Source organism: Streptomyces sp. NBC_01363 (genome assembly GCF_026340595.1).
Taxonomy (GTDB): domain Bacteria; phylum Actinomycetota; class Actinomycetes; order Streptomycetales; family Streptomycetaceae; genus Streptomyces.
Genome location: NZ_JAPEPF010000002.1, coordinates 37,923 through 53,455 on the forward strand (window position 1 = coordinate 37,923; position 15,533 = coordinate 53,455).

Annotated in this window: 16 protein-coding genes; 8 read left to right on the top strand and 8 right to left on the bottom strand. The window is 70.9% G+C overall.

The annotated features are described in order from the left end of the window. Together OG611_RS28340 and OG611_RS28345 are read left to right on the top strand one after the other, a co-directional pair. Positions 1 to 375 carry a F0F1 ATP synthase subunit epsilon gene (locus OG611_RS28340; protein WP_124716359.1) on the top strand — a complete coding sequence of 125 codons (375 nt, stop codon included), beginning with the start codon at positions 1 to 3 and terminating at the stop codon, positions 373 to 375. Positions 376 to 516: 141 nt separating this feature from the next. After that, entirely contained in the window at positions 517 to 963 is a 447-nt protein-coding gene (locus OG611_RS28345) for a DUF2550 domain-containing protein (protein ID WP_266431277.1), read from the top strand. Between the two features lie 127 nt (positions 964 to 1,090). Here the strand turns inward: OG611_RS28345 and OG611_RS28350 are convergent, their stop codons facing one another. The 3 genes from OG611_RS28350 to OG611_RS28360 form a co-directional block, all read right to left on the bottom strand. Then, the gene (locus OG611_RS28350) at positions 1,091 to 2,968 is read right to left on the bottom strand and encodes a glycoside hydrolase family 18 chitinase (RefSeq protein WP_266426530.1); all 1,878 of its coding nucleotides are present in this window, start codon (positions 2,966 to 2,968) and stop codon (positions 1,091 to 1,093) included. A 231-nt stretch (positions 2,969 to 3,199) separates the two neighbouring features. Beyond that, positions 3,200 to 3,856 (bottom strand): response regulator transcription factor, encoded by a 657-nt coding sequence (locus tag OG611_RS28355; protein WP_266426533.1) that lies wholly within the window; start codon positions 3,854 to 3,856, stop codon positions 3,200 to 3,202. Continuing rightward, positions 3,853 to 5,049 carry a sensor histidine kinase gene (locus OG611_RS28360; protein ID WP_266426536.1) on the bottom strand — a complete coding sequence of 399 codons (1,197 nt, stop codon included), beginning with the start codon at positions 5,047 to 5,049 and terminating at the stop codon, positions 3,853 to 3,855. Before OG611_RS28360 ends, OG611_RS28355 begins: the two co-directional genes overlap by 4 nt. Positions 5,050 to 5,200: 151 nt before the next feature. Here OG611_RS28360 and OG611_RS28365 point away from each other — a divergent pair, with 151 nt between their 5' ends. Continuing rightward, entirely contained in the window at positions 5,201 to 5,743 is a 543-nt protein-coding gene (locus OG611_RS28365) for a hypothetical protein (RefSeq protein WP_266426539.1), read from the top strand. 51 nt (positions 5,744 to 5,794) lie between these two features. On the opposite strand, the gene OG611_RS28370 is transcribed toward OG611_RS28365, so the two are convergent. Genes OG611_RS28370 through OG611_RS28380 form a run of 3 tightly spaced genes read right to left on the bottom strand, consistent with a single transcriptional unit; the run spans position 5,795 to position 7,917 of the window. Further along, the gene (locus OG611_RS28370; RefSeq protein WP_266426542.1) at positions 5,795 to 6,367 is read right to left on the bottom strand and encodes a cob(I)yrinic acid a,c-diamide adenosyltransferase; all 573 of its coding nucleotides are present in this window, start codon (positions 6,365 to 6,367) and stop codon (positions 5,795 to 5,797) included. Positions 6,368 to 6,376: 9 nt separating this feature from the next. Next, positions 6,377 to 7,126 carry an ABC transporter permease gene (locus OG611_RS28375; RefSeq protein WP_266426545.1) on the bottom strand — a complete coding sequence of 250 codons (750 nt, stop codon included), beginning with the start codon at positions 7,124 to 7,126 and terminating at the stop codon, positions 6,377 to 6,379. Then, complete coding sequence (locus OG611_RS28380) at positions 7,126 to 7,917, bottom strand: ABC transporter ATP-binding protein (protein ID WP_266426548.1); 792 nt, start codon at positions 7,915 to 7,917, stop codon at positions 7,126 to 7,128. The genes OG611_RS28375 and OG611_RS28380 overlap by 1 nt, the downstream gene beginning before the upstream one ends. Before the next feature lie 82 nt (positions 7,918 to 7,999). Between OG611_RS28380 and OG611_RS28385 the strand changes: the two genes are divergently transcribed. The 4 genes from OG611_RS28385 (at position 8,000) to OG611_RS28400 (ending at position 12,977) form a co-directional block, all read left to right on the top strand. Then, positions 8,000 to 8,641: a TetR/AcrR family transcriptional regulator gene (locus OG611_RS28385; protein ID WP_266426550.1), complete on the top strand. Its 642-nt coding sequence runs from the start codon at positions 8,000 to 8,002 to the stop codon at positions 8,639 to 8,641. Between the two features lie 165 nt (positions 8,642 to 8,806). Then, positions 8,807 to 9,655 (top strand): 3-hydroxyacyl-CoA dehydrogenase family protein, encoded by an 849-nt coding sequence (locus tag OG611_RS28390; protein ID WP_266426553.1) that lies wholly within the window; start codon positions 8,807 to 8,809, stop codon positions 9,653 to 9,655. Between the two features lie 235 nt (positions 9,656 to 9,890). After that, positions 9,891 to 10,214: an STAS domain-containing protein gene (locus OG611_RS28395; protein WP_072486732.1), complete on the top strand. Its 324-nt coding sequence runs from the start codon at positions 9,891 to 9,893 to the stop codon at positions 10,212 to 10,214. Between the two features lie 273 nt (positions 10,215 to 10,487). Beyond that, positions 10,488 to 12,977, top strand: a complete 2,490-nt coding sequence (locus OG611_RS28400) for an ATP-binding protein (protein ID WP_266426560.1) — start codon at positions 10,488 to 10,490, stop codon at positions 12,975 to 12,977. A 73-nt stretch (positions 12,978 to 13,050) separates the two neighbouring features. On the opposite strand, the gene nucS is transcribed toward OG611_RS28400, so the two are convergent. Further along, positions 13,051 to 13,722, bottom strand: a complete 672-nt coding sequence (gene nucS, locus OG611_RS28405) for an endonuclease NucS (RefSeq protein ID WP_266426563.1) — start codon at positions 13,720 to 13,722, stop codon at positions 13,051 to 13,053. Positions 13,723 to 13,992: 270 nt separating this feature from the next. Here nucS and OG611_RS28410 point away from each other — a divergent pair, with 270 nt between their 5' ends. After that, positions 13,993 to 14,385 (top strand): SCO5389 family protein, encoded by a 393-nt coding sequence (locus tag OG611_RS28410; protein ID WP_266426565.1) that lies wholly within the window; start codon positions 13,993 to 13,995, stop codon positions 14,383 to 14,385. 74 nt (positions 14,386 to 14,459) lie between these two features. On the opposite strand, the gene OG611_RS28415 is transcribed toward OG611_RS28410, so the two are convergent. Further along, positions 14,460 to 15,497, bottom strand: coding sequence for an LLM class flavin-dependent oxidoreductase (locus tag OG611_RS28415; protein ID WP_266426568.1), 1,038 nt, complete (start codon positions 15,495 to 15,497; stop codon positions 14,460 to 14,462). Positions 15,498 to 15,533: the final 36 nt, after the last annotated feature.

The window sequence follows — 15,533 nt, forward strand, 5'->3', positions numbered from 1 at the left end:
TTGGCTGCTGAGCTGCACGTCGAGCTGGTCGCCGCGGACCGCAGTGTCTGGTCCGGCGAGGCCACCCTGGTCGTCGCGCGCACCACGTCCGGCGACATCGGCGTCATGCCCGGTCACCAGCCGCTTCTGGGTGTGCTGGAATCGGGCCCGGTGACGATCCGTACGAGCGACGGCGCGACCGTGGTCGCCGCTGTGCACGGCGGTTTCATCTCGTTCGCGGACGACAAGCTCTCGCTGCTCGCGGAGATCGCGGAGCTGGCGGACGAGATCGATGTCCAGCGCGCCGAGCGTGCGCTGGAGCGCGCGAAGTCGGACACGGACGCCGCCTCCGAGCGGCGCGCCGAAGTGCGACTGCGTGCGGTGGCGGTGCGCTAGCGCCCCGCGACAACGTAGCTTTACCCTCAGCCGCGGCCCGAGCTGGAGACCACTCCAGACCGTGCCGCGGCTGAGGCGATGCAGGTGCGGTTGTGGTTCTGGCGGTATCCGTTACTCGACGACGCGAGGAGGTCGGTGGAGATGTTCCTCGCGCTGTGGGTGGGCGGGCTGGTCGTCGCACTGGTTCTGATGGGACTCTTCGTCTTCGGTCTGCGCCGGCGGCTGATTCAGCGCTCCGGCGGGACCTTCGACTGCAGCGTGCGATGGAACGTTCCGGAGGAGCCCGATCTCTCGGGCAAGGGCTGGGTGTACGGGGTCGCCCGCTACAGCGAGGACCGGATCGACTGGTTCCGGGTCTTCTCCTACGCCCCTCGCCCGCGCCGGGTCCTGGAGCGCTCCGCGATCGAGGTGGTCGCCCGGCGGCTGCCCGAGGGCGAGGAGGAGTTGGCGCTGCTGTCCGACGCCGTGGTGCTCGGCTGTCTCCACCGGGAGACCCGCCTGGAGCTGGCCATGAGCGAGGACGCGCTGACCGGATTCCTCGCCTGGCTGGAGGCGGCGCCGCCCGGCCAGCGGGTCAACGTGGCCTGACCGACGAAGAGCTGAAGAAAGCCGGGGAGACAGGGGGCGGACCTGTCTCCCCGGCTGCTTTTCGGGGTGATGCGTGGTGCTGGTGGGGGGTTGCTTCAGGCCGTGGGGGCCGTTTCGGGCGGCGGGGTTACTTCAGGCCGCTGTTGATGGCGCCGACGAGTTCGCCGTTGGTGGTGTCGCCGCTGAACTCCCAGAAGAACGCGCCTCCCAGACCCTGGCTCTTCGCCCAGGTCATCTTGGACGCGATGGTGGCGGGGGTGTCGTAGCTCCACCAGTTGGTGCCGCAGTGGGCGTACGCGGTGCCGGCGACGGTGCCGGTGGCCGGGCAGCTGTTCTTGAGGACCTTGTAGTCCTCGATGCCGGCCTCGTAGGTGCCGGGGGCGGCGCCGGTGGCGGTGCCGCCGGGTGCGTCCTGGGTGACGCCGGTCCAGCCGCGGCCGTAGAAGCCGATGCCGAGCAGTAGCTTGGCGGCGGGGACGCCCTGGGCCTTCAGCTTGGCGATGGCGTCGGCGGAGTTGAAGCCGTCCTTCGGGATGCCGTTGTACGAGGTGAGCGGGGAGTGCGGGGCGGTCGGGCCCTTGGCGTCCCAGGCGCCGAAGAAGTCGTACGTCATCACGTTGTACCAGTCCAGGGACTGGGCGGCGCCGGCGTAGTCGGCGGCGTCGATCTTGCCGCCCGCGGAGCCGTCGGCGGTGATGGCGGCCGTCACCAGGTTGTTGCTGCCGAACTTCGAGCGCAGCGCCGAGGTGATGCCCTTCAGCGCGGCCGGGCCGCTGGTGTCACAGGTCAGACCGCAGGCGTTGGGGTACTCCCAGTCGATGTCGATGCCGTCGAAGACATCGGCCCAACGCGGGTCCTCCACCAGTTGGTAGCAGGAGTCGGCGAACGCGGCCGGGTTCTTCGCGGCCTCACCGAAGCCACCGGACCAGGTCCAGCCGCCGAAGGACCACAGGACCTTGATGTGCGGGTACTTCGCCTTGAGCTTGCGCAGCTGGTTGAAGCTGCCGCGCAGCGGCTGGTCCCAGGTGTCGGCGACGCCGTCGACGGACTTGTCGGCCGTGTACGCCATGTCGTAGTCGGCGTAGGAGTCACCGATCGTGCACTTGCCGCCCTGGACGTTGCCGAAGGCGTAGTTGATGTGCGTGATCTTCGCGGCGGAACCCGAGGTGTCCAGGTTCTTGACGTGGTAATTCCGGCCGTAGACGCCCCAGTCGGTGAAGTATCCGAGGTTGACCTTGCCGCCGGTGCCGGGGTCGGGGTTGCCGCCACCGCCGGTGGTGCGGACCTTGACCGCACTGCTGACCGGACCGGTCTGGCCGGCGGTGTCACGGGCCTGCACGGTGTACGAGTAGTCGGTGCCGGCCTTGAGGCCGGAGTCGGTGTACGTCGTCCCGGTGACCGTCGAGACGACCGCGCCGTCCCGCAGCACGTCGTAGTTCTTGATGCCGTTGTCGTCGGTCGCGGCGGTCCAGCTCAGCTTGGCCGAGGTGTCGGTGACGGCGCTCGCGGTGGGGGTGCCCGGTGCCGAGGGGGCGTTGTCGCCGGGGACGCTGCCGCCGTCGCAGGAGGCACCGTTCAGCTTGCAGCCGGTGGGGGCGCCGGGGCCGGTGCCGTTGAAGCCGAAGCTGACGGAGGCGCCGGGGGCGACCGAACCGTTCCAGCCGAGGTTCTTGGCGGTCCAGTGGGTTCCGGAGCTGGTGACGGTGGCGTCCCAGGCGGAGCCGACCGCGGTGCCGGAGGGGAAGTCCCACTCGATGGTCCAGGAGGACAGGGCGGTGGTGCCGGTGTTCTTCACCGTCCACTGGCCTTCGAAGCCGCTGCCCCAGTCGGACTTCTTGACGAAGGACGCGGTCGCCGAGGTGGCGGCCTCGGCGGGGGAGGCCAGGCCGACCATCGCGGCGAAGGGAAGCAGCAGCGCGGTGAGGCCGGCGACCGCTCTGGATCTGGTGGCTCTTCCGGTCCCGAGTCTGAATCGGGTCCGGCGTAGGGGGGTTTCAGTGCTCAACGGTGCTCCTCGGGTGAGGTCCGGACAAACGGGGGTGGTCCGTGGACTGCAAACCCTGCGCCGCCCTGAGCCCGCCATTGTCATGGCGTGCTCACCGCAGTGTGCTCGGTGAGATTAGGAAGGTCTGGACCAACCGTCAAGAGGTCTGGACCAAAGTTCGTGGCTGGGGTCTATCGTTTGGATCAGGCCGGACCCCGCTCCCTGATCCGGCCTGATCCAAACGAAGGACCCTCAACCTCGGACGCCCAACTCCTGTGCCAGGACGGCCGCCTGGACCCGGCTGCGCAGTCCCAGCTTGCCCAGCAGCCTGCTCACATGCGTCTTCACCGTCGCCTCCGCCATGGAGAGCCGGACCGCGATCTCGGCGTTCGACAGCCCCTCGCCGAGACAGCCCAGAACCTCCCGCTCCCGCCGGGTGAGAACGTCGAGCACCGAGGGGTCGGGCGCCTTCACCGGCCGTACGGGAGTCGTCCCGGCGAACTCGGCGATCAGACGGCGCGTCACCGCCGGGGCGATCAGTCCCTCGCCGCGTGCCACCGTGCGTACGGCTTCGAGCAGATCGCGCGCTTCGGTGTTCTTCAGCAGGAAGCCCGCGGCCCCCGCCCGCAGCGCCCCGAAGACGTACTCGTCCAGATCGAACGTCGTCAGCACCAGTACGTCCGCGAGCTGTTCGGCCACCACCTGTCCGGTCGCCGACACCCCGTCCAGCCGCGGCATCTGCACATCCATCAGCACCAGATCCGGCCGGAGTTCGCGGGCGAGGCGCACCGCCTCCTCGCCGTCCCCGGCCTCGCCCACGACCTCGATGTCGGGCGCGCTGCGCAGAATGAGCACCAGCCCCGCCCGGACGGCCGACTGGTCCTCGGCGACCACAACCCGGATCGTCATGTCCTCGATACTCCTTCCTCCACGGGCAGTTCGGCCCGTACCCGCCAGATCCTCGTACCGCCGTCGGCGATCGACGGACCGGCCTCGATCGCGCCGCCCAGCAGCGCCACCCGCTCCCGCATCCCCACCAGACCGGCCCCCGAACCCGGTGCGCGCGGCCCGGGGCGGTCCCCGAGCACGCTGCTGACCTCCACCGTGAGCAGCTGCCCGGACCGCCCGAGCCGCACCGCGACCGGGCCGGGCGCGGCATGCTTGAGCGCGTTGGTCAGGGACTCCTGGACGATCCGGTACGCGGCCAGCTCGACCGGCGCGGCAAGCGGCCCCCGTTCGTCCCGGGTGTCCTCGAACGCGCAGCTCAGGCCGCTCGACGCGGCGTTCGTACGGGTCTGCTCGACCAGGGTGTCCAGCGAGGCGAGGGTGGGGGACGCGGCCGGTTCCCGGGAGCCGCCGCCGGTGCGCAGCAGCCCGATCAGCCGGCGCATCTCGGCGAGACCGTCGACGCTGTTCTCCCGGATCACTCCGAGTGCGTCGCGCGAGGTGTCCGGGTCGTCGATGGAGAGCGCGGCGGTGGAGTGGATGGCGATCGCCGAGAGGTGGTTGGCCACCATGTCGTGCAGTTCGCGGGCCATCCTGGTGCGTTCCGCGGTCACCGCCTGGGTCCGGTCCATCTCGGCGAGCAGCGCGGTCTGGTCGGCGCGCAGCCGGGCGGCCTCGGCGGCGTCCCGGTGGTTGCGGACGCTGACCCCCGTGATGGCGGGCAGGAACGAGACCATGCCGGTGACCACGCCGATGAGCAGTGCCTGGGGGTTGCGGAACCAGGCCAGGAATCCGATGGTGATGCCGACCGTGATCAGGAACGTGGTCACCGGGATGCGGCGGGCGGCGGACGGTGTCCCGTACAGCACGGCCGCGTACATGAGATCCGTGAACATCAGGACCGTCGCGAGGTTCCCGACCGTGAACTGGTCCGCGACCAGCGCGATCGTGCCGATGACCAGGGCCGGCTGCGGGGCGGTCCTGCGTACCAGTTCGAGCCCCGAGACGACGGCGAGCGGCAGCAGGGAGACCCACGGGGCGACGAAGGCCCGGTTGCCCTGGAGGTTCAGGCCGAGCGCCCACAGGGCGAGACCGCCGAGGAGTCCGATGGCGGCCATGAGCACGTCGTCGCGGTGCGGCCGGGTGGGGGAGAACACCCTCCCATCCAACACGGCGGCCCCCGCCCGGACCTCCCTACCGGGGGTGAGGAGCGAGTACATCGAAGGATGCAGTCACGGTTCGTCACTGCCGACGACGATTCCGGGCGACGCGGCCGGAAGGCTGGAGGGAACGGGAAGGAGAAGTGCCGTGATCGTCACGCTGATCGTGCTCTGCGAAGTCGCCTTCTGGGTGCTGCTGGCCGCGGGGCTCGCGCTGCGGTACCTGGCGAAGAAGCCCACGCTGGGCGCGGCCGTGCTGCTGTGCGAGCCGCTGCTGGAGGTCGTGCTGCTGGTGGTGACCGCCATCGACCTGAAGAACGGGGCGCAGCCCGACTCGAAGCACGGGCTCGCCGCGGTCTACATCGGCTTCACGGTGGGGCTCGGCCACTCCACGATCCGCTGGGTCGACGCCCGGGTCGCGCACCGCTTCGCGGGTGGGCCGCCGCCGGTGCGGCCGCCGAAGTACGGCATGGCGCGCGCAGCGCACGAGTGGAAGGTCGCGGCGCGCTGGACGGTCGCGGCGGTGACCGCGCTGGCGCTGCTCCAGGCGGCCGTCTGGTACGTGGGCGGGGACGGCGACGTGTCGTCGCTGCGGGCCTGGCAGCAGAAGATGCTGTTGGTCATCGGGATCAACGTGGTCATCGCGGGGAGCTACACGTTGTTCCCGAAACGCGAGCCCGCCGGGCGCTGAGCGGCCGGCCGGGCGCGGCCTCGCACCCGTCCGGCCGCCGGGGCCATGTGGTCAGCGCTCGCCGCCCGGCACCCACAGCACGTCGCCGACCTCCTTGTTCGCCGTCCTCGCGAGGATGAACAGCAGGTCGGAGAGCCGGTTGAGATACGTCGCGGTCAGCGCGTTCATCACGTCGCCGTGCACCTCCAGCGCCGCCCAGGTGGACCGCTCCGCGCGCCGGACCACCGTGCACGCCTGGTGCAGCAGCGCCGCCCCGGGCGTACCGCCCGGCAGGATGAAGCTGCGCAGCTTCTCCAGCTGCTCCAGGAAGTGGTCGCAGTCCGCCTCCAGCTTGTCGACGTAACCCTGCTCCACCCGCAACGGCGGGTACTTCGGGTCCTCGACGACCGGGTTCGACAGGTCCGCGCCCACGTCGAACAGGTCGTTCTGCACACGGACGAGGACCTTCACGACGTCCTCGGAGAGCTGTCCGAGCGCGATGGCGGTACCGATGACGGCGTTGGCCTCATTGGTGTCGGCGTACGCGGAGATCCGCAGATCGGTCTTGGCGGTACGGCTCATGTCGCCGAGGGCGGTGGTGCCCTGGTCGCCGGTGCGCGTGTAGATGCGTGTCAGATTGACCATGCCGCCAGGCTAGTGCCCCTCCTGGCGGAAGACCCGGGCGCCCACCGCCACGGCCGCGACCGCGAAGGCGGTCGCCACCACCGCCCCGTACAGCATGTGCGAGGTGGCGTACGAGCCCACGTACGCGTCCCGTACCGCGTCCACGAGATAGCGCAAGGGGGTGAAGTGCGACGTGATGTCCAGCCACGCCGGCCCCAGTGTCATCGGCAGCATCAGGCCGGAGAGCAGCATCACCGGCATGGTCACCGCGTTGATGACGGGTCCGAACTCCTGCGGCGTCGCGACCTTCATGGCCAGTGCGTACGACAGCGAGGCCAGCGCGACCGTGAGCAGACCGACGAACGCGAAGCCGATCAGCACCCCGGGCAGGGGCGCGCGCAGGCCCATGACCAGGGCGGCCAGCACCAGCAGCACGGACTGGACCATGAAGAGCAGGGCGTCCCGCAGGACCCGGCCCAGCAGCAGCGCCAGTCTGCTGACCGGTGTCACCCGCATCCGCTCCACCACCCCGGTGGACTTCTCGACGATGATCGAGAATCCGGCGAACGAGGCTCCGAACAGGGCGAGTTGAAGCAGCAGGCCGGGGATCAGGACCTGCCAGGAGTCCCCGGACGAGCCGAGCGGCAGATCGTCGAGGAGCGGGCCGAAGAAGAGCAGATACAGCAGCGGCATCAGTACGCCGAAGAGCATCTGGAAGCGGGAGCGCAGGGTCTGGCGGGCGTACCGACCGAAGACGAGCGCGATGTCGTGAAGCAGCATCAGAGCCCCTGTACGGAGAGGGGTGCGGCATCGGCGGGCGCGGCGGCGCGGCCGGTGATCGCGAGGAAGGCGTCCTGGAGGGAGGCGGCGGGGGATCCCGCGTACTCGGCCCGCAGCGCGGCCGGGGTGCCCTCGGCCACGACCACGCCCCGGTCGATCACGATCAGCCGGTCGGCGAGCGCGTCCGCCTCGTCGAGGTAGTGGGTGGTGAGGACGACCGTCGTGCCGTGGCCGTCGCGCAGCCCGCGCACCAGGTCCCAGAGGTCGGTGCGGCTGCCCGGGTCGAGGCCGGTGGTGGGTTCGTCGAGGAAGAGGACGGGCGGCCGGTGGACGATGCCCATCGCGATGTCCAGGCGCCGGCGCTGACCGCCCGAGAGGGTGACCGCCTTCCGGTCGAGCAGATCGCCCAGGCCGAGCCCACGGGCCAGTTCGGTGGCCCGTACGGTCGCGTCCGCCCTGCTCAGCCGGTACAGCCGTCCCTGGGTGACCAGCTCCTCCCGCACGGTCAGGTGCGGGTCGACGCCGCCGGACTGGGCGACGTATCCGCACTTCGCGCGCACTCCGGCCGGATCGTCGGCGAGATCGTGCCCGGCGACGGTGGCGGCGCCGCCGGTGGGGGCGAGCAGTGTGGTCAGCATCCGCAGAGTGGTGGTCTTGCCCGCCCCGTTGGGGCCGAGGAGGCCGACGATCTCGCCCTCGGCGACCGTCAGGTCGACGGACCGCACGGCGTGCACCGGTCCGTTCCTGCTGTCGAAGGTCCGGGCGAGCCCGGCCGAACTGATGATTGGCATAGTGACCACAAAAACAGAGTTGCTGAAAAAATACAATGACTCTAATTTTTCACCGGCTCCCGCGCGGGCCTACCATGGACGGATGGCCGAGGGACTCAGGGAACGCAAGAAGCGCCAAGCCAGGCAGCACATCTCGGACCTCGCGACCGGGTTGTTCCTGGAGCGCGGTTTCGTCACGGTGACCGTCGCCGAGATCGCCGAGCTGGCGGACGTCTCCGTGAACACCGTCTACAACTACTTCCCGGCCAAGGAGGACCTCTTCCTCGACCGGATGAACGGCGTCACCCGGCGGGTGGCCCGCTTCGTCCGTGCCCGCGACAAGGGTGAGTCGGCGGCCGAGGCGGTTCTGCGGGAGCTGCGGTCCCTGGCCGTCGCGGTGTCGCCGGAGCTCGGGCTGATGGACGGCTTCGCCGACTTCATGCGGGTCATCGAGGAGGCGCCCACGCTCCAGGCCCGTCTCGGCCGCCTCCAGCGGGAGGTCCTGGACGCCGTCGTCACGACCCTGCGCGAGGAGACGGGCGCGCCGTCGGACGATCCGCTGCCGGACCTGGTCGGAGGTCAGCTCGCCTGGATCGAGGGGGCCCTCGTCGGTCACATCAGCCAGGAGATGCTGGCCGGGCGCAAGGCGGTCGAGGTCTCGCGCGACGCACTCGTCCTGCTCGACGAGATCGAGGACCTCCTCGGCGAAAAGGTCCTCAACTACGCCCGACGCGACGCTGAATGACGTGTGCCGGTGTGATGTCCGTCATGTGAGACGTGACGCGCATCTCTTCACGGCCCCAGCGCCCCTCACGGGTACTAATCTCCGCCGGAGAGCATGTGAACAACCGTTAAGACCGGCCGTGCAGGGACCAGCTGCAGAGGCGAACAGAAACCAAGGGGTGCACACGTGGCCAGGAAGCTCGCCGTCATCGGAGCCGGACTCATGGGGTCCGGCATCGCGCAGGTCTCCGCCCAGGCGGGCTGGGACGTGGTGCTGCGCGACGTCACCGACGAAGCCCTGACCCGTGGACGTGACGGCATCAAGGCCTCGTACGACAAGTTCGTCTCCAAGGGCAAGCTGGACGCGGCCGACGCCGAGGCCGCGCTCGCCCGCATCACGACCACCACCGACCTCGACGCGGTCGCCGACGCGGATGTCGTCGTCGAGGCCGTCTTCGAGAAGCTGGAGGTCAAGCACGAGATCTTCCGGGCCCTCGACAAGATCGTCCGGGACGACGCCGTCCTCGCCTCCAACACCTCCGCCATCCCGATCACCAAGATCGCGGCCGTGACGGAGCGCCCCGAGCGCGTCGTCGGGGTGCACTTCTTCTCGCCGGTCCCGATGATGCAGCTCTGCGAACTCGTACGCGGCTACAAGACCAGCGACGAAACCCTCGCCACCGCACGGGAGTTCGCCGAGTCCGTGGGCAAGACCTGCATCGTCGTCAACCGTGACGTGGCCGGCTTCGTCACCACCCGGCTGATCTCGGCGCTCGTCGTCGAGGCCGCCAAGCTGTACGAGTCGGGCGTCGCCTCGGCCGAGGACATCGACATCGCCTGCAAGCTGGGCTTCGGCCACGCCATGGGCCCGCTCGCCACGGCGGACCTGACCGGCGTCGACATCCTGCTGCATGCCACGAGCAACATCTACACCGAGTCGCAGGACGAGAAGTTCGCCGCGCCGGAGCTGATGCGCCGGATGGTGGACGCAGGTGACATCGGCCGCAAGAGCGGGCAGGGCTTCTACACGTACTGATCGTTTTCGGCCCTCCGGTTGCCTGATCCGCCGTCGATCAGGCCCGGAGGTCCGGGGGAGTCTCCCGGAAGCAGTGGATCCGAGTGGCCCTCGACCGCACCTCAGTCACTCCACGGGGTGAATTCGGTATCGGTTCGCTTACAGACGGAAACTTCCCTGTCTCCGCCGGAGTCAGTTGTGGCAGAGACAGAACAGACAGACGAACCTTGCTACGGAGCATTCCAGGGGAGCGCATATGCACATCAGGGGCGACCACGCCGAGCTGGTCGTCGGGGGCCGCCTCGACGTCCGAAGCGCGGCGGACGCCCGTACGGCCCTGCACTCGGCCCTCGACGACGGCGTCGGCGACCTGGTGCTCGACCTGACCGAGCTGGATTCCTGGGACGCCACCGGACTCGGCGTCATCATGGGCGCACACCGCCGGGCCGGACGGGCCGGGCGGCGGCTGGTGCTGCGTGGCGTGCCGCCACAGATGCAGCGCCTGCTGGTGGCGACCCGGCTGCACCGCATCCTGGCCATCGAGGGCGGAATCGCCGCGGACTCGCTGCCGCGCGTGTAGGGGCGTCCGACCGGTGAGTGACCGACCGGCGGGAGCGTCCTATCCGGCGAACGGCCACCGGCCGTGCACCGCGGAAGAAAGCGCACAATCCGCACGATAACGTGCGCTTCGGGCGGCGTGACCCCCCGACTGTGCGGGGACCCCGTGCGACGGTCTAGGGTTCGGCCGTCCGCCGATTGACGAACCCACCGGGCGGACACCGGACCAGAAGCGACAGCGGGGCGTGCGAGGCCGGAGGGGCAATCGTGCGCGACGCGTCTGGGGGCTTTGGCGATGGACCCGACACACCGGGGACCGGAACAGTACGGCCGGGACAACGAAAGCTTCGGTGAGGGGCCCGGCCGCAGACGGCCGGCCCGCGACCAGCTGACCCCGGATCCCGGTCAGCCCACGCCGCCGCAGGCACGCGTCGTCCGGCTCATATCGGGCGACTACCTCCTCACCGTCAACCCGGTCGACGGCAGCGAGGTCGAGCTGTGCCCACCGGGGGAGCAGCCCGGTCCTCCGGCCCGGCGCACCGCGGCGGGGCGCGCCGCCCGCGAACGCGCCACCGCGCCGCCCGTACCGCCCGGCCCGCCCGCCCCCCAACTGCCCCTCCTGGAGCGCGCGCAGGAGCGCGAACGACTGGTGCGCCTGCTGGCCCAGGGCCGCTCGGTGCGCCTCACCGGACCGGCCGGATCCGGCCGTACGGCACTGCTGGACGCCGTCGCGGCCGACTGCGCGGACCTCGCACCGGACGGAGTCGTACGGCTCAGCGGCTACAAGCGCACCGCCGCCGACCTGCTGCACGGGCTCTTCGAGGCCGTCCACGACTCGCCGCAGCACCGCCCCGACCGCGCCGGGCTGCTCGACAAGGTCCGGAGCATCGGGGCCGTCGTGCTGCTCGACGACCTGGAGTTCGGCGGGGCCGCGCTGGAGGAGCTGCTCGACGCGACGCCGGAGTGCGCCTTCCTGTTCGCGACGGTTCCCGATGTCGCCGCGCCCACCACGGACTCGCACCTCGAAGAGGTCTTCCTCGCGGGCCTCGGCCGCGGTGCCGCGGTCGACCTGCTGGAGCGGGCCGTCGAGCGCCCGCTCACCGACGAGGAGGCGAACTGGGCGGGGGACCTCTGGTTCGAGTCCGAGGGGCTGCCGCTGCGCTTCGTCCAGGCGGGCGCCCTGCTGCGCCAGCGCGACCTGCTGCGTACCGACCCCGAGGCGTACGGCGTGTTCGGCGGCGGCGACGGCCGGCCCGCGGACGTCCCCTTCGGGCACGACCAGGACGTCGACGGTGTCCACATACCGCTGCCCAGCCTCGGGGAAGGCGCTGCCCCGGCCGCACTGCTCGCCTCGCGGCTGAGCGGGTCCGCCCGCGACACCCTGCGCTTCGCGGTGGCCCTCGGCGGCGAGGTGCCGCACCAGGCGCATCTGCCGGCGCTCATCGGGGACACCCACGCGGACGCCGCGCTCGGCGAGCTGGCCGGCTGCGGGCTGCTCTCCCCGGCCGGCCCCCGCTACCGGCTGGCCGCCGGTGTCGTGACCCAGCTGGAGGCCGCCGGATACGGCGAGGACGCCACCGACCGGGCGCGGACCGCGGCCCAGCACTACGCCTGGTGGGCCGGTCACCCCTCGGTCACTCCCGAGCGGGTGACGGCCGAGGGCGACGCGGTCGTCGCGGCGATGGCGCAGCTGGTGCCCGGCGACGGGGCGGGGCAGACCAGCGTGGCCGTGCTGCTGGCCCGCAGCGCCTCGCCGGCCTTCGCTGCGGGCCTGCACTGGGGAGCCTGGGAGCGGGCGCTGCGGATCGGCCAGGAGGCGGCCAGGGTCGCCGGAGAGGTCGCCGAAGAGGCTTACTTCCACCACGAGTTGGGGGTCCTCGCGCTCCTCGCCGGCAATCCGGACCGGGCCAGGGCCGAGCTGGAGACCTCGATCAGCATGCGCGGGGCGCTCGCCGACAAGTCCGGCGCGGTGGCCGGACGGCGCGCGCTCGCCCTGGTCGCGGACCGTTCCGGCGGCCCGCTGCCCGTCGTCCTCACCCCGCCGGGAGAGGAACTGCCGGTCCCGCGGGCCGAGGGGCCGCCGACGCAGTCCACCCGTGCGACGCCCTCCGTGACGCAGACGCTGTCGGGGCCGTACGAGGGCGCCCCCACGGTGATATCGCGGCAGAGCACCGCCAAGGCCGCCGGGGGCGCCCGGGGAGGCCGCTTCGCGGTGCTCGCCGGGGCCCGGCGCAATCTGGTCGCGACGGCCGCGGGCGTACTCCTGACCGGTGTGCTCGGCACGGTGGTGGCGCTGGGACTGACCTCCGGCGACGACGACGTCCAGGGGAACCAGGACGTCACGACCGAGCAGTCGCAGAGCCAGGACGACGGCGAGGACGAAGTCCCGGCCGACAGCCCGGCGGACGGCTCGACGCCCGGCGTCCCAGCATCCAGCGGCAGCGCGGCGACGCCCGGCCCGTCGGGCGGCGAGATCACGCCGAGCGGCACCGGTACGCCGTCCACGGACCCCTCGGGACCGAGCGACAGCCCGTCGTCGGACACCCCGTCCAGCAGCAAGCCGCCGTCGCACAAGCCGACCAAGTCGCCTCGCCCGACGAAGTCGCCCACGCCGACGAAGTCGCCCAGCCCGACCGGGAGTCCGGACACCGACTCCCCGACGCCGACGGACACCGCCACCGAGCCCGAACCGTCCTCGCCCGACACCTCCGACTCGGCGAGCGGGCCCTCCTCGTCGTCGTCCTCGGCCACGGCGAGCGCGGACAGCAGTCCGACGGTGACCTGAGCGGCCCCGGAACCGACGAACGCCGGACGTGACACACACGTCCGGCGTTCGGGAGCGGAGGGAGCGGTGAGGGTCAGAACAGCCGCAGCTTGTCGTCCTCGATGCCGCGCAGCGCGTCGTAGTCGAGAACGACACAGCCGATCCCGCGGTCCGTCGCCAGCACCCGCGCCTGCGGCTTGATCTCCTGGGCCGCGAAGATGCCCTTGACCGGGGCGAGATGGGGATCGCGGTTGAGCAGCTCCAGATAGCGGGTCAGCTGCTCCACGCCGTCGATGTCGCCGCGCCGCTTCAGCTCCACGGCGACGGTCTGGCCGTCGGCGTCCCGGCACAGGATGTCGACCGGTCCGATGGCGGTGAAGTACTCGCGGCGGATCAGGGTGTAGCCCTCGCCGAGTGTCTCGATCCGGTCGGCGAGCAGTTCCTGAAGATGCGCTTCGACGCCGTCCTTGATGAGGCCCGGGTCGACACCCAGCTCATGGGACGAGTCGTGGAGGATTTCCTCCATCGTGATGATCAGTTTCTCGCCCGCTTTGTTCACCACGGTCCAGACGCCCGCGGTGTCGTCGCTGCCCTCCTTGAGGGTGCAGGGCGGTGACATCCAGTTGAGGGGTTTGTACGCCCTGTCGTCGGCGTGGATCGACACGCTCCCGTCCGCCTTCACCAGGATCAGACGGGGAGCGGAGGGCAGGTGGGCCGTGAGCCGGCCGGCGTAGTCCACGGAGCAGCGGGCGATGACGAGACGCATGGTCGGCAACGCTACTCGACGAGAGGTGTTCCACGCGATTCTCCCCCTGTCACACCCGTCACCGGGGTTGCCCACGAGGGGTGCCGTTCGGGCTTGCCCCTCTTTGCGCCCCTTCGCCAATGGCCGGTTGTGTTCCCAATCTCCTGGTGCGGCCAGGACTGCACCCTTACCGTGGAAGCAGGAGGTCGCCGTCTGTGTACGCTGCGTCGCCGTCCTCCTTCCCTGCCCGTAAGGCCCCGGCCCGGCGTCGGGGTCGCGAGAGGAGAACCCATGTCGCTCGACGTCTCACCGGCGCTGTTGGAACAGGCCGAGCGAGGCGAGGTCGACGAAGCCGACTTCGTCGACTGCGTCCGGACCTCCCTGCCCTACGCATGGGAGATGATCAGCTCGTTGGTGGCTCAGCTGAAGGTCGACGGCGGGCAGTTCGCCGACAACCAGACGCCCCCGCCCAACGAACAGGCACGTGGTCAGCTGCTGCGCGCGCTCGCGAGTGATGCGATACGCGGCGCGCTGCAGCGGCACTTCGGGGTGCGCCTGGCATTCCAGAACTGCCACCGCGTCGCGGTGTTCCCGCTGGATGCCTCGGTCGACGAGCGTCTGGCCCGCTTCACCTCGGTGAGGGGCCAGTTGCTCAATCAGTCGCCCGAACTTCGGGACTGCTAAACGCTTCTGCTGCCGTTCCGGGCGAGATCGTGCAACTCGCTCCGGGGCGGCAGCCCCGTACGTCTCACGACTCGTCAGGTGAGCAGCGGGAGCACTTCGGTGCCCAGCCGCGCCACGTTCTCCTCCGTGGCCATCAGATCCCCCGACCCCTCCACCAGGAGCGCGAAGCGGGTGATGCCCGTCCGCTCGGCGGTGGCGGCGAGCCGGTCGGCGGCGAGCCTGGGCGGGCCCACCGGATGAAGGCCGCACAGCAGTTCCGTGTACGCGACCGGATCGCGCATCACCCGGTGTCGGTCGTCGACCGTCACATGGGCGTCCAGCCCTTGTCGCAGCCAGCCCGGCATCGCCTTCACGAGTGTCTCCACCGCGTCCTCGGCGCGGTCGGCGATCTGGGCCACCCCCGCGGACACGTGCCCGGCCTCCCGGACGCTCTCGGGCGAGCGGCCCGCGGCGAGCGCGGTGGACCGCCACAGGGCGACCATGTCGGCCTTCTCCTGGTCCCCGCAGTGCATCCCGAGCAGCATCGGCAGGCCGTTCTCCGCGGCGAGCTTCACCGTCCCGGGAGAGGTGCACGCGACGACCACCTCGGGTCCGGAGCCCTCGCCGTCCCCGGCGAGCGGCTCGTCGGCCCGGGGCACCACGGCGACCTCGCGGAAGCCGTACCGCTCCCCGCGCCCGGCCACCCGTGGCTTGCCCAGCCAGTCGAGCAGCAGCTCCAGGGACTCCGGGAAGCCCTTCTCGTAGGCCTCCAGGCCGCCGCCGAACACCTCCAGATCCACCCAGGGACCGCCCCGGCCGACGCCGAGGGTGAATCGGCCGCCGCTGGTGAGGTGGAGCAGCGCGGCTTGTTCGCCGAGCGCCACCGGATGCTGGGTCGGCAGCACGCTCACCGCCGTGCCCACCCGGATTCTGCGGGTGCGGCCGAGCAGCAGCGCGGCCAGGGTGACGGCAGACGGGCAGACCCCGTACGGCACGAAATGATGCTCTGCCAGCCAGACCGAGTCGAGCCCGGACTCCTCCGCGACCTCGGTGGACCGGATCGCGCGGTGCAGCGCTTCCCCCGGCCCCTGCCCCGGAAACTGGGCTGCCAGTACGAACGTTCCCACGCGCATCGCCAATTGCCTCCTTGCGGCCGACGCGGCTCTCCT